Annotated in this window: 13 protein-coding genes and 1 tRNA gene; 8 read left to right on the top strand and 6 right to left on the bottom strand. The window is 70.7% G+C overall.

The annotated features are described in order from the left end of the window. Positions 1 to 186: 186 nt before the first annotated feature. From RS883_RS13475 to RS883_RS13460, 4 genes are all read right to left on the bottom strand, one after another. Complete coding sequence (locus RS883_RS13475) at positions 187 to 2,133, bottom strand: BCCT family transporter (RefSeq protein ID WP_315760698.1); 1,947 nt, start codon at positions 2,131 to 2,133, stop codon at positions 187 to 189. A gap of 79 nt (positions 2,134 to 2,212) precedes the next feature. After that, entirely contained in the window at positions 2,213 to 3,466 is a 1,254-nt protein-coding gene (locus tag RS883_RS13470; protein WP_315760697.1) for a sulfotransferase, read from the bottom strand. A gap of 77 nt (positions 3,467 to 3,543) precedes the next feature. Continuing rightward, positions 3,544 to 4,863 (bottom strand): acetyl-CoA hydrolase/transferase family protein, encoded by a 1,320-nt coding sequence (locus tag RS883_RS13465; protein ID WP_315760696.1) that lies wholly within the window; start codon positions 4,861 to 4,863, stop codon positions 3,544 to 3,546. Positions 4,864 to 4,876: 13 nt separating this feature from the next. Then, positions 4,877 to 5,824: an alpha/beta hydrolase gene (locus tag RS883_RS13460; RefSeq protein ID WP_315760695.1), complete on the bottom strand. Its 948-nt coding sequence runs from the start codon at positions 5,822 to 5,824 to the stop codon at positions 4,877 to 4,879. A gap of 116 nt (positions 5,825 to 5,940) precedes the next feature. On the opposite strand from RS883_RS13460, the gene RS883_RS13455 reads away from it, so the two are divergent. Continuing rightward, positions 5,941 to 6,807, top strand: coding sequence for an alpha/beta hydrolase (locus RS883_RS13455; RefSeq protein ID WP_315760694.1), 867 nt, complete (start codon positions 5,941 to 5,943; stop codon positions 6,805 to 6,807). Beyond that, positions 6,804 to 7,808, top strand: coding sequence for a substrate-binding domain-containing protein (locus RS883_RS13450; RefSeq protein ID WP_315760693.1), 1,005 nt, complete (start codon positions 6,804 to 6,806; stop codon positions 7,806 to 7,808). Before RS883_RS13455 ends, RS883_RS13450 begins: the two co-directional genes overlap by 4 nt. Here the strand turns inward: RS883_RS13450 and RS883_RS13445 are convergent. Next, positions 7,805 to 8,740 (bottom strand): alpha/beta hydrolase fold domain-containing protein, encoded by a 936-nt coding sequence (locus RS883_RS13445; protein WP_315760692.1) that lies wholly within the window; start codon positions 8,738 to 8,740, stop codon positions 7,805 to 7,807. The two genes, RS883_RS13450 and RS883_RS13445, sit on opposite strands and share 4 nt — an antisense overlap. 127 nt (positions 8,741 to 8,867) lie before the next feature. Here RS883_RS13445 and RS883_RS13440 point away from each other — a divergent pair, with 127 nt between their 5' ends. From RS883_RS13440 to RS883_RS13430, 3 genes are read left to right on the top strand one after another with little or no spacing between them, the layout of a single operon-like run. Continuing rightward, positions 8,868 to 11,132: a TonB-dependent receptor gene (locus RS883_RS13440; protein ID WP_315760691.1), complete on the top strand. Its 2,265-nt coding sequence runs from the start codon at positions 8,868 to 8,870 to the stop codon at positions 11,130 to 11,132. Positions 11,133 to 11,160: 28 nt separating this feature from the next. After that, the gene (gene treF, locus RS883_RS13435) at positions 11,161 to 12,669 is read left to right on the top strand and encodes an alpha,alpha-trehalase TreF (protein ID WP_315760690.1); all 1,509 of its coding nucleotides are present in this window, start codon (positions 11,161 to 11,163) and stop codon (positions 12,667 to 12,669) included. After that, positions 12,669 to 13,874 (top strand): MFS transporter, encoded by a 1,206-nt coding sequence (locus RS883_RS13430; protein WP_315760689.1) that lies wholly within the window; start codon positions 12,669 to 12,671, stop codon positions 13,872 to 13,874. Before treF ends, RS883_RS13430 begins: the two co-directional genes overlap by 1 nt. A 20-nt stretch (positions 13,875 to 13,894) precedes the next feature. On the opposite strand, the gene RS883_RS13425 is transcribed toward RS883_RS13430, so the two are convergent. Beyond that, a tRNA-Arg gene (locus tag RS883_RS13425) sits at positions 13,895 to 13,971 on the bottom strand. Positions 13,972 to 14,161: 190 nt separating this feature from the next. On the opposite strand from RS883_RS13425, the gene RS883_RS13420 reads away from it, so the two are divergent. From RS883_RS13420 to RS883_RS13410, 3 genes are read left to right on the top strand one after another with little or no spacing between them, the layout of a single operon-like run. Next, on the top strand, positions 14,162 to 15,892 hold the full coding sequence (locus RS883_RS13420) for a ShlB/FhaC/HecB family hemolysin secretion/activation protein (RefSeq protein ID WP_315760688.1): 1,731 nt from the start codon (positions 14,162 to 14,164) through the stop codon (positions 15,890 to 15,892). Between the two features lie 33 nt (positions 15,893 to 15,925). Beyond that, positions 15,926 to 23,107 (top strand): filamentous hemagglutinin N-terminal domain-containing protein, encoded by a 7,182-nt coding sequence (locus RS883_RS13415; protein WP_315760687.1) that lies wholly within the window; start codon positions 15,926 to 15,928, stop codon positions 23,105 to 23,107. Next, positions 23,104 to 26,220 carry a CHAT domain-containing protein gene (locus tag RS883_RS13410; protein WP_315760686.1) on the top strand — a complete coding sequence of 1,039 codons (3,117 nt, stop codon included), beginning with the start codon at positions 23,104 to 23,106 and terminating at the stop codon, positions 26,218 to 26,220. The genes RS883_RS13415 and RS883_RS13410 overlap by 4 nt, the downstream gene beginning before the upstream one ends. Positions 26,221 to 26,228 lie beyond the last annotated feature (8 nt).

Here is a 26,228-nt window from a genome sequence, read left to right as displayed (position 1 = left end):
CCGCCGGCGCTTGAGCGCGGGACGACCATCAACGAAGGGCAGAGGCGAACGGGCAAGCCGGAGCTCCAGGCACAGCAAGGTCCACGCTGGCGGCCCGACCAGCGTTAAAACCTGCCCGCATGGTTTTGCGAACACCCGGCCCGGTTACTGCACGACGGACGGCCTGTTCACAACCCCGGCGGGCGTTCAGCGGTCCGGCGCGACCTCCTTACGATCGGTCGCCGGCCCGGCGAGGCGCCAGCGTTCGAGCTGGGTCAGCACGTCGCTCGCGATCTGGGCGACGGTGAAGCCGGTCAGGTCGCGGAACCCGGTCTCGCCATTCACCTGTGCGGCGAGCATCCAGACGAGGCTGCGGCGGTTTTCCGGCGCCTCGAGCGCGGTATAGGCGGCCATCGGCCGCGACCGCGGCGCCAGGCGATAGACGAACGGGCGATTGCCGGCCCCGGCGATGATGAGCTCGACCGCGTTGCCCTCGCTGTTCACCTCGCAGGTGGACAGGCCTTCCTTCTCCATCGCCTCCTGGACGGAGCGTAGCGCCGGCTCGCCATTCTCGGCGATCTGCTGGAGGATGTCGGCACGGCGCGCCGGGACCAGGATCCGCTTGATCCGCTCGCCGACCGACGGTGTGTCGCTCGACAGCGTGACGCCCGCCAGATCGGCGTTGGTCTGACGGATCAGGCCGAACGCCAGCAGCAGCATGATGAAGCAGAAGGGCAGGGCGGCGAGCAAGGTCGCCGCTTGCAGCGCGCCTAGGCCGCCGGCCACCAGCAGCATGGCGGCCGTCGCGCCCAGCAGCACGCACCAGTACATGCGCTGCCACCGCGGCGTGTCATCCGATCCGCCCGATGCGAGCGTGTCGATCACCAGCGCACCGGAATCGGCCGACGTCACGAAGAAGACCGCCACCAGCACGATCGCCAGCGTCGAGGTGACGCCCGCCGCCGGCAGATACTCCAGAAACTTGAACAGCGCGGTCGAAAGATTGGCCTGAACGGCGTCGGCGATCCCACCAGCGGCCGATCCCAGATCGAGCGAGATCGCGGTATTGCCGAACACCGTCATCCACAGGAAGGTGAAGGCGGTCGGCACGAACAGCACGCCGATCACGAACTCCCGGATGGTCCGCCCGCGTGAGATGCGCGCGATGAACATGCCGACGAACGGCGACCAGGCGATCCACCACGCCCAATAGAACAGCGTCCAGTCCGCCATCCACGCGCGTGGTTCATAGGCGTAGAGCGTGAAGGTCCGGATCACGAAATGGTCGAGGTAGAGGCCGAAATTCTGCACCAGCGCGCGAAGCAGGAAGAGGGTCGGCCCGACCGCCATCACGAACAGCATCAGCAGGATGGCGAGAACCAGATTGAGCTCCGACAATCGCCGGATGCCGCGATCCGCGCCGCTCAGCACCGACAGCGTCGCCGCGCCCATCACCACCACGATGATGACGAGCTTGGTCGCGGTCGTATCGACGAGCCCGTATTCGTAGGCGAGGCCCGCCGTCATCTGTGACACGCCGAATCCGAGCGAGGTTGAGACACCGAACACCGTGCCGCAGACGGCAAAGATGTCGATCGCATCGCCCAGCGGTCCGTCGATCCGCTTGCCCAGGATCGGCGACAGCCCCGACCGCAACGTCAGCGGCATGCCCTTGCGATAGGTAAAATAGGCGAGGCTCATGCCCACCAGCGCATAGATCGCCCAGGCGTGGACGCCGTAATGATGGAAGGTGATCGCCATCGCCTCGCGCGCGGCAAGGATGGTGCCGCTCTCCGCCTCGGGCGGCGAGATATAGTGCTGGATGGGCTCGGCGACGGCGAAATACATCAGCCCGATGCCCATGCCCGCGGCGAACAGCATGGCGAGCCACGAGAGATAGGGGAAGTCGGGCTCGGCATCGTCCGGCCCGAACTTCAGCTTGCCCGCCGGGCCGAAGCCGAGCGCCAGCACCACGACGAGGAACACGGCTACGGCCGAGATATAGAACCAGCCGAACGTGTCGATGGCCCAGCTTTGCGCCGCCTTGAACGCCGCATCGGCCGTCCCCGGCATCGCGATCGTCGTCGCGAGCAGCAGGGCGATGATCGCGGAGGCCCCCCAGAACACCCGCGGGTTGATTTCACTCTTCATCATTCACCTGGGTTAGCACCAGGCATGAACGATCGCGAGCGGCTGGAAGGTTCCGCCGGGGCCGCGTGACCCGCGAACGAAGCTATCGCGCGGGTATGGGATCCAGTCGCTTCGGCTCTGCGCCGCCGCCGAACGGCACGGCGCGGTAATCGTGACGCTTTCGCCGGGACGGATCGGACGTCTCCAGATAGCGCTGCATCCGATCGAGCACATCGGCGGGCAGGGGCATGTCGAGCATCCGGTACACGCGGCGCATCTCCCGCGTCCAATCGCCCGACAGCTCGTCATAGCCGACCTCGACCCGCGGTGCGGTGGTTGCCTCGAACGCCGCCTCGCTTCGGTCGTGGCGGAGTTGGACCTTGCGTGCCCATTCGCGTGCGACCCAGTCTGGATCGACGTCGCGCGACTGCACCTGCATCTGATTGCAGACCAGCGAGGCCGAGGACGCGACCACGTCGCCCAGGTCGCGGCGCAGGCGGATCAGACGCGCGTCGGGGAAGACGCGGAGGATGGCGGGCAGGTCCTGCGTAAATTGCGGCACCTTCAGCACCCAGGGCCGTGTCTCCGCCCCGCCGCGCAGCCACGCCAGCGTCTGGAGCAGGTGGCGGAACTCGCGATAGACGGCGACCGCGTCGCCCTCTTCGATCGCGGCGGTGTAGGTCGGCACGCGCCACTGCGCTTCGAAAGCGGAGCCGAAGATCGACAGGCTGTGCAGCCCGATTTCCTCGTCCGGCGCGTCCGACGCGGTTGGATGGATCGTCCCGAACGCGGGATTGAGCAGGTGCGCGAGCTTCAGCCCGGTCCAGCCCTTCAGGCGCCTGGTATCGACGATCCCGGAGCCGGGAACGGGGTTCCAGCTTTCGAAAAAGCGGGTGAAGGTCAGCCGTGGGTCACAGGCGAGCAGCCTTTGCATCCGCGTGCTGCCCGATCGCATCTGCCCGACGATGATGATCGGCCGGGTGATGGGCAGGTCCGCGATCTCGGGATGGCGCCGCCAGAGCGCATGGGCGCGAAAGCGGGCGGTCAGCGCCGAGACGAGTTGCCCATGCGCGATCGTGCGACCCAGGTCGCTCAGCCCGGCATGCGCCTCCAGATCCTCGCACAGGATCGCCAGCCGATCGCGCCAGCCGACCCGGTCCTCGTCCGGCGCCGCGCCCGCCTTGGCCGACGCCTTGCCGATCAGCGCGTCACAGTTCAGCGAGGGCGTCGTCGCCCAACCCCGATCCCATAGCGCGTGCAGCGCGGCATTGGCGGCGCGGAGGCGGGCCGGCTCCCGATGATGGCTGGTGGCCGGATCGGACGAGGAGAGGGGCGGCGCCGCCGACGGTGAGACCATCCCGCGCCAACGCGCACGTCAGGGTGCCGTGCCCGCCGCCCGGAAATAATCTTTGGAAAATAGATGCTTGTCCGTTCTTAGCCGGCCCTGCGCGTGTGCAGTTGTTCGGTCAGCGCGTCCCTGAACTTCGGGTGGGCGATCGCGATCAGCGCTTCGCCGCGCTCGACCAGCGACTTGCCGCGCAGATGGGCGGCGCCGAACTCGGTGACGACGATGTGGACGTCGTTGCGCGGCGTGGTGACGGGGCCCGACAGGCGCGGCACGATCCGGGACACGGCGCCGCCCGCCGCGGTGGCGTGACAGGCGATGATCGACTTGCCCCCGATCGACGCGCCTGCGCCGCGGACGAAATCGAGCTGGCCGCCCGCCGCGCTATACTGCCGACCGTCCACCGCCTCCGAATTGCAGGCGCCGTGAAGGTCGACCTCCAGCGTGGCGTTGATCGAGACCATCTTCGAGTGCCGGGCGATCACCGCGGCGTCGTTGACGTAATCGACCGGATGACCCTCCAGCGCCGGATTGTCGTGCAGGAAGTCGTAGAAGCCCCGGTCGCCCATCGCGAAGGTGAAGATCGTCCGCCCGCGATGGATCTCCTTGCGGCTGTTGTCGGCAACGCCCGCCTGCATCAGCCCGGCCAGGCCCGGCGTCAGCAGTTCCGAGTGGATGCCGAGATAGCGATGCCCGTGCAGCGCCGCGCAGACCGCCTCCGGCACCGCGCCGATCCCCATCTGAAGGCAGGAGCCGTCCTCGATCATCCCGGCGATGATCGCGCCGATCGCCTCGTCCTGCGGCCGGCGAGCAGCCGACGGGATCTCGATCAGGGGCTGGTCGTGCTCGACGATCGCGGTGACTACCGAGAATGGGATCATGCTGTCGCCGCCGACGCGGGGCATCCGCGGGTTGACCTCGACGATCACCCGCTCGCACGACCGCGCCGCACCGTGCGCATAGTCGATGTTGGTGCCCAGGCTGAAATTGCCGTGCTCGTCCGGGGGGGCGACTTGCGTGATGAGCGTGTCGACGCCGATCTCGTCTCTCAGCATGCGCGGGACGCGGCTGAACGCGACGGGGATGAAGTCGACATCCGGATCGCCAGCCGCGACCGCCTCTCCGTTCAGCGTCCGCTCGATCGCGCTGTGGAAGAGGCTCATCGGGCGCAGGCGGTGACGAAGATCCCGGCGCAGGACGGTCCGGCCGGCGATCGATGTCGACAGGAGATAATAGAGGCTCGCCCCCTCGATCCCGCCCGCTTCGGCCCGGCGGGCGAGCGCATCGAGCAGTGCCGGCGGCTGCGCGACGCCAAGGGCCATACAGATCCGCGCGCCGTCCGGGATAAGCGCCGCCGCCGCGTCAGCCGACATCAGCTTGTCGCGATAGCGCTGCGTTTCGCCAATCATGACCAAAGCTCCATCATCCGCGCGACCTGATGGCATGCGCGAGGAAGTTCGCCTGCGCCTTGTACGCCGCATCGGTTTCCGGACAATCGGCATAGGCCCAGAAGGCGTGCGGCATCCCCTCGTACACCAGCAGATCGGCCGCGTTGCCGGCCGCGCGGAGGGCAAGGTGGAAGCGCACGGTCTGGCTGAGCAGGATGTCGCGGGTGCTCGTCATCGCCAGCGTCGGCGGCCAGCCATCGAGCGAGCCGTAGATTGGCGAGACGAGCGGATCGCGAGGGTCCGCCGCGGCGAGATAGGGCTTCAGCGTCTCCGGCACCGACTGGCCGGGGAGCAGTGGCGGCAGATAGCCTTCGATGTCGCCGGGCAGCGCGCAATCGGCGGCGCCCGAGAAGAAGCCCATCGCCGCCGGCAAGGGCAGGCCCTCGCGCCGCAGCCGGGCGACGAGCTGGACGCACAGGCCCGCCCCTGCCGAGGTGCCGAAGATCGCGATCTCGCTGGGTCGGCGGGTCTTCAACGCCGTCCGATACGCGGCAAGCGCATCGTCGACCGCGGCGGGATAGGGGTGCTCGGGGGCCAGTCGGTAAAGGACCGACAGCACGGGGATTCCCGTCAGGTCGGCGATCGGGATCGATTCCGCCAGCGATCCCGAATCGACCACGAAGCCGCCGCCGTGGAAGTTGAGGAGCAGCGGGCCGCCATCGGGCAGCGACCCGTCGCGCGAGACGATCTGCACCGGGACACCGGCAAGGCTGCCCGGCTTGACCACCGCCTTTTGCCCCGGCGCGCGGCGCTGGACCACGGCGGCCATCGTCATGGTGGCGAAATCGCGCATCTGCTCGACCGTCACCTCGGGCCGCGGCATCGTCAGCGAAGCTAACAGCGGTGCAAGCGCCTCGCGCGCTTCGGCGCTGACGGTGGGAGCGAGCGCGGGTTGCGGGAAGGTTGGGGGCATCGGCTTCATCTCTCCCTGCGCCTCAAGCGGGCGCCTGATGCACACAGACTTGCAATGCCGATGATATCGATGTCAATAACGCTGCGGAGTGTTGAGGGGGCAGCGGTGCAAGCGGGTACGAAGCGATGAGGGATGGCGCGACGCTGTTGGGCGACCTGCCCGCGCTTCGGCGATCGATGGCCGAGCAGGGGCGGGCACTGCCGGCACCCGAGCTCGAAGCGGCGGATCACGATGCGGACGGCGTGCCGGTGCGTCTGTATCGCCCGGCGGGCGCTGCCGGGCAGCTGCCGCTGCTCGTGTTCCTGCACGGCGGCGGCTGGATCCTTGGCGACCTCGATACGCACGACGCCTGTTGCCGCTGGTTGAGCGAGCGCGCGGGTTGCGCGGTGCTGGCGGTCGGATATCGGCTCGCGCCCGAGCATCGCTTTCCCGCCGGTCTCGACGATGTCGGTACCGCCTGGCGTTGGGCTTCGGCGCGGGCGGCGGCACTGGGCTGCGATCCGGCGCGGGTCGCGATTGGTGGCGAGAGCGCGGGCGCGAACCTGGCCGCCGCGCTGACGTTGCGCCTGCGTGAGGCGGGCGAGGCGCAGCCGCGTTTCCAGCTGCTCGTCCATCCGCCGACCGATCTCACCCTGTCGCAGCCGAGCATCGACGCGGTGGAGCTGCCGGGCCTCAGCCGCGCGTTCCTGGCGGAATGCGTCGGCGCCTATCTGGGCGACGTGTCGGCGGAGCATCCCCATGTGTCGCCGCTACACGCCGCCGACCTGTCCGCCCTCGCCCCCGCGGTCGTCGTCACCGTCGAGCTCGACCCACTTCGCGACGACGGCGAGTTCTACGCCCTCGCGCTTACGCGGGCGGGGAACGAGGTTTCGGTGCAGCGCCTGCCCGCGCTGCCGCACGGGTTCATGTTCCTGCCGGCTTCCGAACCGCGCGTCGCTGCCGCCTATGACTTGCTCGGCGCGCGGATCGCCCTCTATTTCGATCGCCCATGAGGAAGGAAACCGCCAGGCCGACGATGGAGACGCTCGCCGAACTGGCCGGCGTTTCGAAGATCACGGTGTCGCGCGCGCTGCGCGGCAGCGATCTCGTCCGCCCCGAGCTGCGCGAGCGGATCGCCGAGATCGCGCGCGAGGCGGGGTATCGCATGAACGGCGCGGCGCGGGCGCTGCGGACGCGGCGCAGCCGGACGGTGGCGCTGGTGATCGAGCGTCTGGTCGCGGGCGATCGCCCGATCTCCGACCCGCTCGTCCTGTCGATCATCGGTGGGCTGCTGGAGACGTTGACGCCTGCGGGGCAGGCGATGCTGGTGACGTCGAGCGACCATTTCCTCGACAGCCAGATCGTCGATGCCGACGGAATCGTCATGCTGGGGCAGGGGATCGGCGGCAAGCGCGCCCAGGCGATCGCGGCATCCGGCCTTCCGATGGTGTTGTGGGGATCGCCGCTGCCGGGCAGCGACCATGCCGTAATCGGCAGCGACAACCGGCTGGGCGGCCAGCTGAGCGCGCGGCATCTGGTCGAGGGCGGTCGCCAACGGCTGGTGTTCCTGGGCGATGCGCAGCATCCGGAGGTCGCCGCGCGGCTGGAGGGCGTGCGCGACGTCGTCGCGGCGGCCCCGGCGATCATCGCCGCCACTGTTCCCTGCGACTTTTCGCGAGCCGCGGGTGCGGCGGCGATCGCCGAGCTGGCCGAGGCGGGCGTCGCCTTCGATGCGGTGGTGGCGGCAAGCGACTTCATCGCGGCGGGCGCCTGCGATGCGTTGATCGAGCGGGGGCGGAGCGTTCCGGGCGAGGTCGCGATCGTCGGCTTCGACGACATCGCCGTCGCCGCCAATCACCGCCCCCCGCTGTCATCGATCCGCCAGGACTGGTCACGCGCCGGGCGCATGCTCGGCGAGGCGATCCTGGCGCTGATCGACGACCCGGAGGCGTTCGCGCTGCCCGGCCTGCTGCCCGTCGAACTGATCGTCCGCGACAGCAGCCAGGCGGGCTAGGCGCGCGACAGCTGCCGGCGGAAGAAATGGCCCAGCAGGTCGTGCGTCTCCTGCGCTTCGGGTAGGTCGGTGTCGACGTGATGCGCGTGCCACATGCCGTCGAACAGCACGAATTGCGCATCGACCCCCGCGGCAAGGAGGCGGCGATGCATCACCGCGACGCTGCTGGCGGCGAAGTCGCGGGTGCCCGAGATCAGGAGCGACGGGGGGAAGTCGGCGAGCCCTTGTGCGCTCTCGCCCGGGAAGACGAGCGGGTCGGTGGGCGAGGTCCCGTCGAAATAGGACAGGTCGTGCAGGCGGCGGATATCGCCGGGCGCGCCGTTGAGAAGCGCCGCGGTCGCGAGCGAATCGCCGCCGACGTCGACGCCCGACCCATGCAGCATCGCGATCGCCGCGGGCGGCTGCTGTCCCTCGGCGATCAGACGCGCGACCACCTGCGCGGCCAGCACGCCGCCCGCCGAACAGCCATAGATGCCGATCGGCTCGTCACGGGCTTCGCGCAGCGCCGCGATCACCGCGAGCACGTCGTCGACCGCCGCTGGGAAACGATGCTCGGGCGCGAGGCGGTACTCGACCGCGAGGACGCGCATCCCCGCGGTGGCGGCCACGGGCACCGCCTCGAGCAAGGCGCCGGCGCCCGCGCCCCAGATGAACGCGCCGCCATGCAGGCAGATCAGCGTGCCGCGCGCCGGCTGTCGGGGGACGACGTCATGCACCGTCACGCCGCCGATCGACCGAGTCTCGATCGCGACCGGATAGCGCTCCATTGCCACGTCGAGGCGCACACTATTGATCGCGTCGTAATGCGCGCGCTGTGCCGTGACGTCGCCGGCGGGCGCGCGCGCCTGGTCGGCGAATCGCGCGAAACGAGCCGTTGAAGCCTCGCTGATCCAGCGAGCATGGCGGGGCGGAGCATCTTTGATATCGATCACACCATCAGCCTGTAGAGCAAAATGGGGCTTGTCCATACCCCGAAGGAGTTAGATTGACATCGATATCAAAACGACGCAGGTCAGGGTGACAGAACGGCGAAGCGCCGGACGTGAGGGAGGATGATCGATGAAGCGGCAGCTCTGGGCGACGGCGAGCGCGTTGGTGATGATGCACGCCGCTCCGGCCATGGCGCAGGTGTCGGGCGAGACCGCTGAGGCGGCCACCGACCCGTCCGGCACCGATCCCGACGCCTTTGCCGACGTCGTCGTCACAGCCCGTCGCCGCGAGGAGAATCTGCAGGACGTGCCGGTCGCGGTCACGGCCTTCACGCCCGCGGTGCTAGTGCAGAAGGCGATCACCGACCGCACGTCGCTCGCCGACAACACGCCCTCGCTGTTCACGATCAATGGCGGCTATCCGCGCGAATTCGCCTTCTTCGCGCTGCGCGGGCAGGGGCCGGCGTTCGGGTCGACCCCCGGCGTCATCAACTATTTCGCCGAAGTCCCCAACACCACCAGCATCGATGGCCGCGTCGGCACCTATTACGACCTCGCCAACGTCCAGGTCGTGTCGGGGCCGCAGGGCACGCTGTTCGGCAAGAACGCGACCGGCGGTAACATCCTGTTCGAGCCTGCGAAGCCGCGAAACGCGTTCGAGGGCTATGTCCGCGCCGAGTATGGCAACTACAACAATGCGCGGATCGAGGGCGCGCTCAACCTGCCCGTCGTGCCGGACAAGGTGCTGCTGCGCGTTGCGGGCGAGGTCGGTCGCCGCGATGGCTATACCATCGATGTCGGGCCGAACTTTGCGGGCAAGGATTACGACAACCTTGCTTATCAGAGTGTTCGCCTAGGCCTAACGCTCCGTCCCGCCGACGGGATCGAGAGCTATACGGTCGCGCGCTACTACAACTCGGACACCAATGGTGGCGGCACCGTGCTGGGCGCGGTCAATCCGGCGGGGGCGGCGCTGATCGGCCTGTTCTATCCGACGATCGGCTCGCAGCTCGCCGACCAGCAGGGGCGCGGGCCGCGCCGCGTCAGCTACGACCTCAACCAGCGATCGCTGACCGATTACTGGCAAGTGGTCAACCAGACCTCGATCGACCTCGGCGACACGCTGAAGCTGCGCAACATCGCCAGCTATTCGGAGTTTCGCAGCAAATACACCTATGACTATGACGCGACGCCGTTGCCGCTCGCGGGACAGGTCAGCCGCGGCATCCCGGTGCTCGCGCCCAACACCTTCACCGAGGAGCTCCAGCTTCAGGGGACCGCCGCCAATCGCGCGATCAACTTCTCGATCGGCGGTTATCTCGACCGTCAGACGTGGAGCGGGCCGGCAGGTATCCAGGAGTTCACGCTGTTCCCGGTCGGCACGCTGATCCCGCCGGTGCCCTTCTTTCAGGTGCTGAAGAACCGCAGCGAAGCGGTGTTCGGCCAAGCGACCGTGGACCTGGGCGTACTGACCCCGGCGCTTCGCGGGCTGAGCCTGACCGGCGGGCTTCGCTATACCTGGGAGCACAGCTTCACCGCCACGACGCTGATCGCGCCGCCGGCGGTCGAGGGAACGTTCGACGACGATTACCTGAGCTACACCGCCACGATCGACTATGACGTGTCGAGCGGCATCCATGTCTATCTGACCTCGCGCGACGCGTACAAGTCGGGCGGCGTCAACGGCCCGGTGCCCGAGGGTTCGGCCTTTCGCGTGTTCCCCGCCGAGCGGCTGTCGGACATCGAGGCGGGGCTGAAGGCCCAGTTTGACGTCGGCACGATGAAGGGCCGGCTGAACGTCGCGGCCTATCGCGGCAATTACGACAACATCCAGCGCACGACCGCCGAACAGGTGAGCGGCGTCGTGCTCAACGTCACGCGCAGCGCTGCCAAGGGCCGGGTGCAGGGTGTCGAGATCAACGCCGCGCTCATCCCGTTCACCGGGCTGACGCTCAACGGCAGCTACTCGTATATCGACGCGCGCTATACCGAGGTTGCCGATGCGAGCGCGGGTGCGATCCTGAACGGCGCGCCCTTCCCCTATACGCCCGAGCACAAATTCTCGGTCGGCGGGACGTACGAGGCGCCGCTGGGGCGTGCGGGCGACCTGACGCTCAGCGCCAACTATGTGCGCCAGACCGAGGTCTCGACCGCGCAGACCAACCAGTCCTTCTATCGCGAGCTGCCGGGCTATGGCCTGCTCAACGCCAGTGTCGGGCTGAACAATGTCGGCGGGCGACCGCTCAGCATCACCGCGTTCGGCACCAACCTGACCAATGTCGCGAAGCCCGTCGGCGTGATCGATCTCTATGCCGCCGGGCCGTCGGTCGTGGGCCTGACCTATACCGAGCCGCGGATGTACGGCATTCGCGTCGGCTACCGGTTTGGCAACTAAGCTTCCGTCCGGCATCGGAGCCATCAGCATGTGGATGCCGGACGATCCGGTCCTGTCGCCGGCCGACCGCTATGGCCCGCTGTTCGAGGCGGTTCAGCTCCGGCGGCTGTTCGCCGACGGCAAGACCTTCGTCGACGCGGTGCCGGCGATGCCCGCCGCCGAGGTGATGGCGCGCTTTGCCGGAACGCCGCGCGACGACGCCGACCTGCGCGCCTTCGTCGAGGCGCATTTCGCGCTGCCCGCCTCCGTCGCGGTGCACGAGGCGGTGCGGGAAGAGGACCTGCGCGGCTATATCCGATCGCTGTGGCCGGAGCTGATCCGGCCGCCGCACGATGCGGTGCCGGGCACGTCGCTGCTGCCGATCGATCAGCCGCATGCGGTGCCCGGCGGCCGTTTTGCCGAGCTCTATTACTGGGACAGCTATTTCACGATGCTGGGCTTGGTGCGCGACGGGCACGAGAGCGTGGCGCGCGGGATGGTCGAGGCGTTCACCGGCCTGATCGAGCGGTTCGGGCACATCCCCAACGGCACGCGCAGCTATTATCTCAGTCGGTCGCAGCCGCCGCTCTATTTCGCGATGCTGCGGCTGCTCCCCGATGCCGATCCGGCGGTGCAGGCGCGTCGGCTGGCGGCGATGCTGGCCGAGCACGCCTATTGGATGCGGGAGGACGCCCGCGGCGGGCGCGTGTTCGCGATGCCCGATGGCGCGCGCCTCAACCGTTACTGGGATGATCGCGACACGCCGCGAGACGAATCCTTTGCCGAGGACGTGGCGACCGCATCGGGCCAGCGCGACCCGGCCGACGTCTTCCGCGCGCTGCGTGCGGGCGCAGAAAGCGGGTGGGACTTTTCCTCGCGCTGGCTGGCCGAGGGCGGCGACCTCGCGACGATCCGGACGCATCGGATCGTGCCCGTCGATCTCAACGCCTTCCTCTATGGCCTGGAGGTGACGATCGCCGAGTTCGCCGACGCGCTTTGCCGCGACCGGGTCGCGGCGCAGTTCCGCAAGCATGCGCGGCGCCGTCGGACCGCGATGCATCGCTGGCTGTGGTCGCCCGCCGGCTGGTACGGCGACTTCGATCTGGAGCAGGGGCGCCTCGCCGACCGGCCGACCGCCGCCACGCTCGCGCCGCTGTTCACCGGCGTCGCGACCGCTGGACAGGCCGAGGCGGCGGCGCGGATCGTCGCCGATCGGCTGCTGGGGCCGGGCGGTCTTCGCACCACCCTGGTCGAGACGGGCGAGCAATGGGACTGGCCCAATGGCTGGGCGCCGCTCCAGTGGATCGCGTTCCGCGGCCTCCGCCGATATGGGCACGCGGCGCTGGCCGACACGATCGCGACCCGCTGGATCGCGACGGTCGATGCCGAGTTCCGGCGCAGCGGCGCGATCCACGAGAAATACGATGTCGAACTGGGCGGGCGAGGCGCCGGCGGCGAATATGTGCCGCAGGTGGGCTTTGGCTGGACCAACGGCGTGACCGCAGCCTTTGTCGATCTCCTGGACGGCCGCAACGGGGATGGGGAAAGGCGATGCTGATGGCCGGCGCGATGCAGGCGGACGAGCTGGACGGCGGCACGGGCGTGCGCCCGCCGCGGCTCGCGCTCAAGACCTCGGCGCTCTACGCCGCGCTCTATCTGCACTACGGGTTCTTCCTGCTGATCCCGCTCTATCTGTCCAGCAAGGGCGCGACGCCCGCCGAGATCGGGCTGCTGATGGCAATCCCGCTGATCCTGCGGCTGGTGACCGTGGCGCCGATCGCCAACTGGGCGGGCAAGCACCGCCACGTGCGGAGCGGCATCGCCATCAGCGCGGGCGCCGCGGCGATCCTCGTCGCGCTCCTGTCGCAGGCCGACAGCGCGGCGCAGCGCTTCGCCATCGTCGTTGTGTTCTCAGTCGTTTGGGACCAGATCCCCGTCCTCGTCGATGCTTATGCCAGCATGGCGGTGCGCGCGGCCGGGCTCGATTTCGGGCGGCTGCGCGTGTGGGGATCGATCGGCGTTGTCGTGTCGACGGCGGCGGCGGGATGGACGGTGACGCAGACGGGGATCGGATCGGTGCCGATCCTGATCGCCGCGCTCCTCCTGCTGACCCCCGCGGTCGCGATGATCCTGCCGGGCGACCGGCGGCTCGCCGCGAACGAAGCCGATGCACGCGGAAGCTGGCGCGACCTGTTCGGCGATCGCACGCTGATCGGTGCGATGATCGCGGCGTCGTGCATCATGGGCAGCCACGGCGTCGTCAACAGCTTCGGCGCGATCCAGTGGGCCGCGGGCGGCATCTCGACGACGCAGATCGGCTTCCTCAATTCGGTCGCGATCGCGTCGGAGATCGTCGTCTTCACCTTTGGCGGTGCGCTGCTGGGCGGGCGCGATCCGCGCATCCTCATCCTGTTCGCCGCGATCGCAGCCGCGATCCGCTGGGCGATCATGGCAACCGATCCCTCGCTGCCGGTGCTCTATGTCGCGCAGGGTTTGCAGGGCCTGTCGTCGACGGGGCCGCTGCTCGCGCCGATGATGATGATCGCGCGGCGCGTGCCCGCGCATCTGGCGGCGAGCGCGCAGGGCCTGAACGCCGTCTTCATCGGTGCGATCCTGGCGGGCGTCACCGCGCTGTCGGGCCTGATCTGGAGCGCGGGGCCCAGCATCGCCTATGCGGTGATGATCGGCGTCTCGCTCCTGGCGCTGCCCCTGCTCATCAACCGCAGCCGTCCTGTGGCGCCGGAGGCGCGGCCGGGCGAATAGTCGGGCGACATCGAAGATTGTGGCGACCCCGGCAGGGCTCGAACCTGCGACCTAGTGCTTAGAAGGCACTTGCTCTATCCAGCTGAGCTACGGGGCCGTCGCGATGGCGGCTAACGGGCGCGCCGCCCGGTCGCAATCCCTCAATGCACAATTGACGCGATGACCCGGTCAAGACTAAGCCTCCGGTCGGGGAAGCTTGTACAAGAACATCGTGAGAGTCGCGTAACGTCCGGTCGATCTTCGTCCGGGCGACTGGCCTGGGGGGAAGGTCAAGGATGCGGACGTCCATGTCGATGTCGGCTGCGCTGCTCGTCGGCGCCGCGCTGCTGCCCTTGGGCGCGGCTGCGGCGCAGCAGACCGTGCCGCCGCCCGCTTTGCCCAGCACGCCGGAGATCACGCCGCCCGCCCCCGAACCGCGCGCGACCCCGCGCGTCGACGTCGATACGCGCGGCGCAGTGGAGCAGGCGCCATGCCCCTTCGCCGACTCCGCGCTCACCGTCGACCTGACGCGCGTCGCCTTCACCCGGCCTGACGGGAGTGCGCCCGCACCCGCGATCGCCGCGGCGCTGTCGGGGATCACGGTGCCGACGGGGACACAGCCGATCCGCGTCATCTGCGACATCCGCGATGCGGCCAATGCGGCGCTGCGCCGGCGCGGCTGGGTCGCGTCGATCCAGGTGCCGCCGCAGCAGATCGCAGGCGGCGAGCTCAAGCTCAACGTCGTCACCGCGCGCATCGTCCAGACGCGCGTGCGCGGCGATGCCGGCCCCTATGAAGCGCTGCTCCGCGCCCGCGTCGCACAGCTCGAGGCGCTTGATCCGCTCAACGAGATCGAGGCGGCGCGCATCCTGCTCCTCGCCGACGATGTGCCGGGCCTCAACGTCCGGCTGGCGCTCCGCCCCGCGGGCACCGCGCCGGGCGAGGTGATCGGCGAACTGGCGATCGACTATCGCCGCTTCGCCGTCGTCGCGAACGTCCAGAACTATAACTCGCGGCTGTTGGGGCGCGAGGTCGGCTATGTTCGGGGCGAATTCTACGGCCTGACGGGCATGGGCGACATCACCTACCTCGGCGCGTCGTCGACCGCCGACTTCGACGAGCAGGTGATCGTCCAGGGCGGGCACATCATGACGCTCGGCACCGCGGGCACAACCTTTGGCGTGCGCGCGACGCATGCCTGGTCGCGGCCCGATCTCGACCAGCTCGACTATCGCACCAAGACGCTGGTGGCGGGCTTCGACGTGACGCAGCCGCTGGTTCGTTCGGTGCGGGAGAATGTCACGGCGGGCCTCGGCTTCGACTATATTGACCAGACCACCGACCTGGTCAGCGGCGACCAGCGGCTACCCTTGTCGAAGGACAAGCTGCGCGTCGGGTTCGTGTCGATCGACGGCAACGTCCGGGGCCTGCGCGGCGATGGCGGCACCGCCTGGTCGCTGGCCGCCGACGTGGAGCTGCGCAAGGGCCTCGACATTTTCGACCCGAGCGAAGCGGGGTTTGCGCAGGGCGGCGCGCTGCAGTCGCGACTGGACGGGCGCGCGACCGCGTTCGTGGTGCGCGCGAGCGTGCGCGCCTCGGCGGCGATCGGATCGATCTTCAGCGTCGCGGGCGAGAGCCTGGTGCAATGGACCAACGATCCGCTCCTCAACTACGAGGAATTCTCACTCGGCAACCTGACGATCGGGCGCGGCTATGATCCCGGCGCCAACAGCGGCGATCGCGCGGCGGCGTTCCGTGGTGAGCTTCGCGCCGACGTGCCCGTCGATCCCAAGGTCGCGCCGCAGGTGTTCGGCTTCTACGACTATGTCCACCTCGACAATCTCGACGAGAATGCGAGCGAGCGGAACCGGACGCTGCGAAGCTATGGCGGCGGCCTTCACCTCCGGCTGTTCGAGACGGCGTTGCTTGAGCTCACATACGCGCATCCGATCGACCGCGCGCTGCTGATCGACCGGCGGCGGCCACCGGACCGGCTGCTCGCGTCGCTGACATGGCGGTTCCAGGATCGCGCACGCTGAGCCGGACGGGGCCGGATAGGGGGGAGAAGGGCGATGGACATCACGACCGGCCGCAAGGGGCTCCGCGCCGCGCTCATCCTGTCGAGCGCGCTGGTGCCCGCGGCGGCGGCGGCGCAGAGCCTGCCCGGCCCCGCACAGGTCGTCGGCGCGTCGGTCTCGCCCGGCGGCACGGCGCCGGTCATCGGCAATCCCACCGCCACCTCGCTCCAGGTCGACCTGAAGGCAAGCGCGACGGTCATCAATTGGAACGGCTTCAACGTCCCCGCCGAAACCGCCGCGCGGTTCAGCGACACGCGCGCGACGCCCGGATCGCCAATCTCCGTGCTCAATCGCGATGTCAGCGGTTCGGCAAGCCCCAGCGCGATCCGCGGGTCGATGTCGTCGGACACCAATGTCGCGATCTGGGTCTATAATCCGGCCGGCATCATCGTCGGCGAAGGGGCAGCGATCAACACCGGCTCGCTGGTGCTCACCACGCTCGATCCCGGCGCCGCAGCGTTCCTCATCGGGCAGAACGGCGGCGCTTATCGCCTGACCGCCGACGCCGCCTCGACGGCGGCGGTGCGGATCGAGAGTGGGGCCTCGATCAACCTGGGCACCGGCAATCGCGGGCTGGTGCTCGTCGCGCCGGCGATCGACAGCGCGGGTTCGCTGGATGCCGGCGGACAGGACGCGGCGTTCGTGACCGCGACGGACGTGTCGCTCGCCTACGTCCCCGGCAGCCCGATCAACGTGACGATCAATCGCGGTACGTCGGTCGGCGGCGCGGCGCAGATCGTGCGGGGCAGCGTCGACGGGCGCAGCGTCGCGTTCGCGATGGCGACGCAGGCGGACGTGGTCGACTCGCTGCTCCAGGTCGATGGCCAGGTCAGCGCGGTTGCGGGTCCGCGCGGCGTAGTGATCGTCGCCGGGCGCAGTCCGGTCGCGGTCGACGGCGTGACCGTCGCCGCCGGTGCCGATGCGGGCAGCGTGGCCGTGAGCACCGCCGGATCGCTGACCTCGGGCGGTGACGTCGTCGTCCGCGCCAATGATAATATCACGGGCGCAGCGACGATGACGGCGGTGCGCGACGCCATCATCGCGGGTCAGGGCGACGCGGCGCTGTCGGGCGCGATCGCGGCCGGGCGAGAGGTGACGGTCACGGCCGAGGGCGCGGCGAGCGTCACCGGCGCCGTCGATGCCGGTCGCAACTATGCGGTGCGCGGGCAGGGCGTGACGCTGGGCGGCGCGGATGTGCTCCAGGCGGCCGACGGCGCGCTGACGATCGAGGTGCGCGGCGGCACGCTGACCGGCGCGGCGGGCACGACGCTCCAGGCCAATGCCGATGGCGTCGGCAGCGAGGGGCTGTCGCTCATCACCGGCGGGACCAGCGGCGGCGACATCGCGGCGGGCGGCGTCGCGCTGATCGCGGGCGCGAACCGCGAGAGCGACGTGCTGATCCGCACCCGGACCGCGGACAACGCGGTGACGCTCGGCGCGGTCGAGGCGCGGGTGCTGAACGGCGCGGTGGGCACCGCCGTCGCCGCGCAGGGACTGACGCGCACCGGCGCGCTGACGCTGGGCGACGTGACTCTGACCGGCGGGTTGACGCTCGACGCCGCGGCGGTGACGACGGGAGCGGTGCGAAGCGACGGCGACGTACTGCTGACCTCGCCCGGCGCAATCATGACGGGCGCGATCGATGCTGGCGGTCGCGTGGCGGTGGCGGGTGCGGGATTGGAGACGACCACCGGCGTGCTCACGGCATGGACAGGCGACGTGTCGGTCGAGCGCGGTGGCAGCGTGACGCTGGGCGGTGCGGATGCCGCGACGACCCTGGCGGTGGGCGCCGCCGTGCGGCCGGAGACGTTGACGATCACGGGTCCGGCAAGCGCGGGCGGGAACGTCTTGCTGCGCGCAACCGGCGCGATCGCGACCGCGGCGCTGACCGGCGCAAGCGTCGCCGTGACCAGCGGGACGGGCGGCATCACCACCGGCGACGCGCTGGCGCGTAGCGGCGCGCTGACGCTCACGGCGCCCGGCACGATCGTGGCGGGGGCGCTGAGCGGCGAAACCGTCGATGTGGTCAGCAGTAGCGCGAGCGTGACGACGGGCGTCGTGACGGCGCGGAGCGGTGCGGCGACGCTGACCGCCGCGACGAGCCTGTCGGTCGCGGGTGTGAACGGCGCCTCGGCCGCGCTGACCTCGGGCGACGACCTTTCGCTGACGGGCGCGACGCAGGTGACGGGCGATTTCGCCGCGACCTCGGGCGGCGCGCTCGACCTGGCCGGTCGCGTCGCGAGCAGCGGGGGCAGCGTCGCGCTGACCGCCACGGGTGCGCTTACGGTCAATGGCAGCGTCGTCGCGGCGACTGCGGCGTCGATTACGGGTGGATCGGTCACTTTAGGCAGCAGCGCCGCCACGACGATCGAGGCGCCGCGTGCGATCGCGATCACGGCAACGGGCGGCGACATCGTCGCGGGTGCGGGTACGCGGATCGCCGGCGATCTGGGCGGAACGGTCGAGCTTGCGACGAGGGGCACGGTCGGCGGGGACATCCGGTTGGATGCGGCCAGCGTCATCGATGGCAGTACCGTCATCGTGCGCTCGCGCGACGCCGCCAATCGCGTGGTGCTTGGCGCCGTGAACGCCGTCAATCTCCAAGGCGCCGTCGGGGGTGAGGCGGCGGCAACGGGGATCGTGCGCCTGTCGCCCATCGTCACCGGCCGCGTGGCGGTTCGCGGGCAGATCCTGCTCGACGGGTTCGGCCTGACGACCGGCGACCTCGTCTCCGGCGGCAACGTCACGCTGCGGTCGGTCGGCGACGTGCAGGTGGGGGCGATCACCGCCAACGGCGCGATCGCGCTGACGGGCACCGGCGCGACGCGGATCGCGAGCATCGGCGGCGAGAGCGACCTGACGAGCCTGACGCTCGATCGCGACGGGGCGCTGGACGTCACGGGCGGGATCGCGGTGGCGGGCGACATCGCGATCGGCGGAACGGTCGCGCCGGCGTCGGTCACGATCGGCGGCGGTGTCGACGCGGGCGGCAGCGTGGCCATCACCAGTGTCGGCGATATCGGCCTCGCCGACCTGTCGGGCGCGAGCGCGGCGCTGATCAGCCGCAACGGCGGGTTCCGTGCTGATCGCATTGACGTGAGCGGCGCCGCCAGTGTCCGCGCGGCGGGCGACGCGACGGTCGCCGACTTGGCGGCGGCGAGCGCGGGGCTCACCAGTGACGCGGGCCGCATCAGCCTGTCGGGCGGACAGGTGACCGGCGCGCTGGCGATCGAGGCGGGTCGCGACGTCGCGCTCTCGGGCAACGTCACCGCCGGCACGCTGACCGCGCGCGGGGCCGGGATCGCGCTGGCGGCCGGCACACGGATCGACAGCACCGCCGCCGACCTGACCGCGCGGACGGTGGCGATCACGGCGGGGAGCGGCGCGGCGCTGTCCGCAAGCGGCGGGCCGCTGGCGCTGCGCTCCGGCGGCGCAGGTGGGATCGCTTTCGCCACCGATACCAGCATCACGACGGGTGGCACGCTGGCGCTGTTTGCGGCGCCGGGCGCGCCGATCACGCTCGGCCGCGTCGATGCGGCGCGGCTGGTTCAGCTCTCGGCGATCGACGGCGCGGTCGCCGATGCGAGCGGCGCTGTGCGCTTCGACGCGCCGGTGACGCTGGGCGACGTGACGCTGGCCGAGGCGCTGTCGCTGACGGTGGACGGTGCCGACCTGCGCGCGGGCAGCATCGCCGCGCAGGGGATCGCGCTGACGACGATCGGCGGCGACATCCGCACGGGCAATGTCGATGCGGGATCGGGCGCCCTGGCGCTGAACGCCGGCGGCGCGCTGGCGATCGGCAATGCCGCGGGTTCGTCGATCGATGCGGCTGCGTCGGGCGAGATAAGAGGGGGCATCTGGTCGGGCGTCGGCGCCGTCGACGTGACCGGCGCGACCGTCGCGCTCACCTCGCTGCGCAGTTCCTCGGGCCGCATCGGCGCGCGCGCCACGGGCGGCGATCCGGCAGCGGGCGCGGCACTGGCGATCGGCAGCGTTGCGACCCCCGATACGATCGTGCTGCGCGCCGAAGCGGGCAGTGCCGAGATCGGCTTTGCGAGCGGCAATGCCGGCGTCGACACGCTCGCCGCGGGGCGGCTGGGCATCGGCACGCTCAACGGCGCGAGGCTTTCGACCATCGGCGGTTCGGTGTCGCTGCGCGAGGTGACCGGCAGATCGCTCCTCGCCGACGCGCGCGTTGGCGACCTGTCGATCCTGGGCGCGGCGACGCTGTCGGGCGGCGCGGTGCTGCGGTCGGGCGGGGTGCTGCGTGCGGGCACGCTGACGCTGGGCGCCGATGGGCTCGATGCCGACGCGGTCGGCGCGGTGACGATCGCGCGGCTTGCGAGCGTCGGTGCGGTGCGCGTCGAGGGCGCGAGCCTTTCGATCGACACCGCCAGCGGCGACGGCGCGGCGACGCTGATCGCAGGTGCCGGCGACGCGTCGTCCGGCACGCTCGATTTCGCGGGCGAGACGCAGGTTCGCGCGGCGGGGTCGGTCGGGGTTCGGACGATCCAGGCGGCGTCGCTCGACATCCAGGCGGGTGGTTCGGTCCTCGCGCGAGGGCTGACCACGGGCGGGTCGCTGGCCGTGCGCGCGGGCGGCGACGTGCGCAACGCGCTGACGGTCGCGGCGGGCGGCGACGCCCAAGTCACCGCGGGCGGCGCGATCGACCTGGCGAGCGTCACCGCGGGCAGCACGCTTGCGCTGACCGGCGGGTCGGTGCGCGTGGCCGGGCCGGCGCGGGCGGCCGGCAACGCAGCGATCGCCGCGCAGGCGGGCGATATCGTTCTCGACACGCTGAGCGCCGGCGCCGCAGCAACCCTGACCGCCAGCGGGGCGGTGGGGGCCGACCGGATCGACGCGGCGTCGCTGGAGCTCACAGCCGGTGGCGAGGCTGCGGTCGACGCGATCGGCATCACGGGCGACGCCACGATCTCGGGCCTCGGCGGCGTTCGCGTGTCGTCGTCCGAAGTCGGCGGCGCGCTCGAAGCGTCGTCACCGACATCGGTGACGCTCGGCACGACGCGCGCGGGGAGTGTGACGGTGCGTGCGGGTGGTCTGGCGACGCTCGGCGAGACGCGAGCGAGGAGCGGCGACATCGACGTGGCAGGTGCGAGCATCACGGTCGGTGCCATCGATGCGGCGCGCGACGTGCTGCTAGCGTCGGCGCGCGGCGATCTTCCCGCGGGGGCGGGATCATTGCAAGCAGGGGCGATCGTCGCCGGCCGTGACGTGTCAGCGTCGGGTGCGACGGTGCGGATCGCCAGCGTGCGGGCGGGCCGCGACCTCAGCGCGGCGGCCGACACGCTGACCGTGTCGGGCGCATCGAGCGCCGCTGGTGCGGCGACGCTGCGCGGTGGATCGGTGACGACAGCGGGACTGACCGCTGGCGGCGCGATGCGGATCGAGGGCACGCAGATCGCGACGGGCGCGCTCGGCGCCGGCAGCACGATCGACGTCGTCGCGACGCGTGGCGTGACGATCGACAGCGCCGTCGCTGGCGGCGCGATGCGGATCGCCGGTGCCGGCGTGACGACGGGAGCATTGCGCGCCGCGTCGCTCGACCTGAGTTCGAACGGCGATGCGGCGATCCGGTCGGCCGAGATCACCGACGCAGCGTCGGTGCGGGTGAGCGGCAACCTGACCACGAGACGCGTCGGCACGGGCGGCGCGCTGCGGCTCGAGGGTGCGGGCGTCACCACGGGTGCGCTCGGCGCGGCGACGACGCTCGACATCGTCACGCCTGGCGTCGCGACGATCGAGGCGGCGAGTGCGGGCGGCAATCTGCGCATCGGCGCGGGCGCGCTCACCACCGGCGGGCTGCGGGCGGGCGGCACGCTCGACGCGGCAGCGAGCGGCAATGCGGCGATCGGCAGCATCGATGTCGTCGGCGCGACCACGGTCACGGGCCTGGGCGTCCAGATCGGCAGCGTCACCAGTGGCGCGCTCAGCGTCACCGCCGGCCGCGACCTGACGCTTGGGGCGACGCGGGCGAGCGGCGCGGCGACGTTGCAGGCCAGCGGTCTGGCGACGCTCGGCTCGTTTGCCGCGCCGTCGCTGACCCTGACCGCGGCCGATGCCGAGCTTGGCGGCACGGTGGCCGCGACGACGGTCACGCTCGTCAACCGGCTCGCGGGCTCGGCGGTGTTGCGCGTCGGCGACGGCACCGGCGCGGGCGGGTTCCGGCTGTCCAATGCCGAGGTCGGGCGGATCGAGACGGCGACGCTGACGTTGGATGGCGGTGCGACCGGGTCGATCGAGCTCGGCACGCTCGCGTTCGACGCCGACGCCGGACGCGCCCGCGTCAACCTGTGGGCAGGCGGGCGCGTCGACGTGACCGGCGCGGTCAGCGGCAGCGGGGCGGGCCGCGTCTTCTTCATCGGCGGGCGACCGATCGCGACCGGCATCGATTACGCCGACGTGATCCGCGTGGCGGCGACCGCCGACGGCGGCGGGCGGCTGTTGTTCGACAATGCCGCTGTCGAGCTCAATGCCGACCGCATCGGCGTGGGCCAAGCGGCGGGGTTCCTCGACCGCGTCGACTTCACCGGCGGCGGATTGTCGGCGGACGAGGTGGCGAGCCGCTTCGTCAGCAATCCGGGCTCGTCGCTCTACAATGCACTGGTCGGCGGAAGCCCGTATGCGGACGGGGCGGCGACCCTGGTGTCGGCGGGGCGGATGACCGTGCGCTACTCCGGCTATGCCCTGTTCCAGAACACCGGGGGGCAGGGGCTCAACACCGGCGTCACGCTCAACGCGCCGGCGGGAAGCGCGGCGCTGGTGCTCGATGCGGCGCGGGGCGGGGCGAGCAACGGCTTCGCGCTGTTCGGATCGATCAACGGCGTGACCGGCATTTCGGCGGCGATCCTGGGCGCGCAGACGATCGAGACGAGCGGGATCAACCTGCCCGCCAGCCGCGTCAACGGCTGCATCATCGGATCGGCGGCAGGGTGCCTGACCACCGTCATTGCACAGGCGCCGCTCAACGTGTTCGATTCGAGCCGCCTCAATGTGTTCGCGGCATCCGACGACTTCGCGCTGCCGTTCGACCCCGTCGTCGGCAGCAACAACGAGGCGCTGTTCGCCGGTGCCTTTGCCAATGATCCGGGCGCGATCGTGCCCGAATGCGACCAGGTCGAGCCCGGCCGCTGCGCCGCGCCGGGAGAACAGCCGTGAAGCATCGCACCCATGCCCTGTGGTTCGCGAGCGCCGCGACGCTCGCCGCGTGCGCGCCGACGGGCGGGCGGCTGGCGACGGCGGGAACGGACAGCTTCGCGCTGGGCCGCAACAGCGGCGGCGAGCCGTGTACGGCGACGCGGCAGTGGCGCGACGCGGCGGCGCCCGACCTGTTCGACTATTCCTGGCTCGTCACCTGTCGCAACGTCGCCGCCGCGCGGCCGCTGGGGGCGATCCGCGTGACGACCGCGGCGCGGCGCGGCGCGCTGGATGCGCAGCTCGCCTGTGCCGCGCCGGTCGCAGTGACTTTGCGAAGCGGCCGGGCAAGCGCGCGCCGCTGCTTCGACAAGTCGCTGGGGACCGAGACGATCGCAATCGAGCAGCCGCTGTCGGGTGGCCGCATCCTCGTTGCCACCGCCACGCCCGCGCTCGCCGGGCCGCTGGAGGAAGCGGCGGCGATCGTCGCGGGGACGCAGGCGCCCGGCGGTGATCCCGGGCGCGTAACGACGAGCAGCCTCGATCTCGCGACGCTGACGCCGCTCCAGAGCGGGGAACAGGCGGCGGCGGGCGGGTTCGATGCGCCGCTCGCCCTCGCGCAGGGGATCGGCTTCAACCACAAGGGCCTGCATGTCGAGGCGTCGCGCGTGCTCAACGACGCGTTGAGCCGATTGCCGGCCGACGCGCCGGCGCAGACGCGCGTGGGCCTGCTGCTGGAGGCCGCGCTGGCGGATTCGAACATCAACTTCGGTGGCAGCGCGGAAGAACATTTCGCCCGCGCCGAGGCGCTGATGGCGAGCGATCCCGCCGCGGCGACCCCGTTCCTGATCCGCAAGCGCGACACGTATCGCGCGCTCGACCTGCTCAACCGGCGCCAGTTCCGGCCGGCGCTGGCGGCGCTCGACAGGCTGACGGTGACGGGCGTCGGCGCGGCCGATCCGCTCAACGACCCCGCTTTCGTCCGCGTGCTCAACCGGTCGGGCGAGCGGCCGCAGGACATCTCGCGCGCCGTGTCGGTGCCGGACACGGCCGAGCTCGAGCAACTCGTCCTTGACGCGCAGGCCAATTGGGCGCGCAGCGTCGCGCTGCTGTCGCTCGGCGACGCACCGGGGGCCGAACGCGCGCTGGCGGCGGCGGAGCGCAGCTATGCGCCGATTCGCGGCGAGCGGATCGACCGGGCACAGGTGATGTGGCTGGGCGCGCGGATCGCCCGGCAGCGCGGGCGGCTGGCGGCGCGCGAGCGGAACTGGTCGAAGGCGCTGGGGGCGTTCGATGCGGCACTCGCCGAGCTGCGCACCGGCGCGCTCGCGACCGCCGGCACGGGCACCGAGCCCGCGATCGCCGAAGCGCGGTTGGAGCGCGCGGCAGTGTTCGCAGCATCGGGCGCGGACAAGGACGCGGCGCGCCGCGAATATGCCGAGGCCGTCGATGCGCTGATCGCCGCGGGGGCGACGGGCACGGCTCCGCCGGTCGGGATCGAGGGCTATTTCGACCTGCTCGTCGCTGAGGCGAGCGGGACGCCGCAGGCCGACACGTTCGAGCGCTTCTTTCGCGCGATGCAGGCCACCGGCGAGCCGGCGGTGGCGCGGCAGCTGAGCCAGATCCAGACGGTGGTCACCGCTGACCCGGCGATCGGCGTCAAGGTGCGCGACCGCGCCGAATTGGAGCGCGAGATCACGCGGCTGCGCTATGCCATCTCGACCGGCGGCGCGTCGTCCGGCGCCGGTGACGCGCCGGTCGCGACGCCCGTCGAGCTCGAACGCCAGCGCGCCGATGCCGAGGCGCGGTTGCTCGCGATCGACAACCAGCTCGCCGCCGATCCGCGCTTCCGATCGGTCGACGACCGGCCCGCGACGATCGCCGACATCCGCGGCGCGCTGAAGCCGGGCGAAGGCTATCTCAAGATCGTCCAGTTCGGCACGCGCGCCTATGGCCTGTTCGTCGATGCCGATCGCGCCTTTGCCTATCGCGTGGCGGGATCGAGCAAGGCGGTGGCCGACCTCAACCAGCTCGCCGCCGATGTCCGCGCCTCGATCGACGGGCGGGTCGCCACGGAGGGCACGCTGGTCGCGTTCGCCGATGCCAAGGCGCACGTGCTCTATCGCCTCATCACCGGCCCCGCCTATGAGGCGATCACCGCGACCAAGGCGCTGGTCGTCGATCCGGGCGGCCCGCTCCAGAAATTGCCGGTCGGCGCGCTCGTCACGCGCTTCGACCCGGCGGCGAAGCGGCCGAGCGGCTTCGACTTCAGCCAGACCGCGTTCCTGGCCGCGACGACGACGATCTCAAACGCGGTGTCGCCGCGTTCCTTCCTCGTTGCGCGTGCGCTGCCGCCGTCGGCTGCGCGGAATCCGTTCATGGGTTTCGGCGAGCATCAGGCGCCGCCGCCGGGTGACGGCAATGCGCGGACGGTCAGCGTCGGCTTCGGCTGCTCGGTGCCCTATACCGAGCTTGCTGCGCTCTCGCGCGAGTTCAAGCCGATCCCCGCGACCGAGCTTCGCCTCGCGGCCGATGCGCTGGGCGTGCCGCAGGCGCCAATGCTGATCGACGCGAGCTTCAGCGACACCGCGATCGAGACGCGCGGCGACCTCAACCAGTATCAGGTGCTGCACTTCGCCACCCACGGCCTTGAGGAGGGCGTGTGGGGTTGCGCGAAGTCGCCGCCTGCGCTGGTCACCTCGTTCGGCGACGCCAATTCGGACGGGCTGCTGAGCTTTTCCGAGATTGCGGCGCTGCGGCTCGATGCGAACCTGGTCGTCCTGTCGGCCTGCGACACCGCGTCGGGCGTGCGCGACGAGGGGCTGGCGCGTGCGTCGGGGCAGGAGGAGGCGGGCTCGACGCTGGAGGGGCTCGTGCGCGCGTTCCTGACCGCCAATGCGCGCGCGGTGCTCGCGACCTATTGGCAGGTCTCGGCCGAGCAGGAGAGCCAGGACTTCATCCGCGCTTTTTATACCGCCGCGCGGACGCAGACGATCGGTACCTCGCTTCAGGACGCGCAGCGCCTGCTGATGAAGCAGCCGCAATACTCCCACCCCTTCTACTGGGCGCCGTACTTCGTCGTCGGCGACGCGACCAAGCCGTTGCTGACGCAGCCCGTGCGGACCGCGGCGCGGTAGGGGTCGGG

Origin of the sequence: Sphingomonas sp. Y38-1Y (assembly GCF_032391395.1) — a bacterium.
Classification (GTDB): domain Bacteria; phylum Pseudomonadota; class Alphaproteobacteria; order Sphingomonadales; family Sphingomonadaceae; genus Sphingomonas.
Note: the sequence above shows the minus strand (reverse complement) of the source record. Positions and strands in the feature narration are given on the sequence as shown.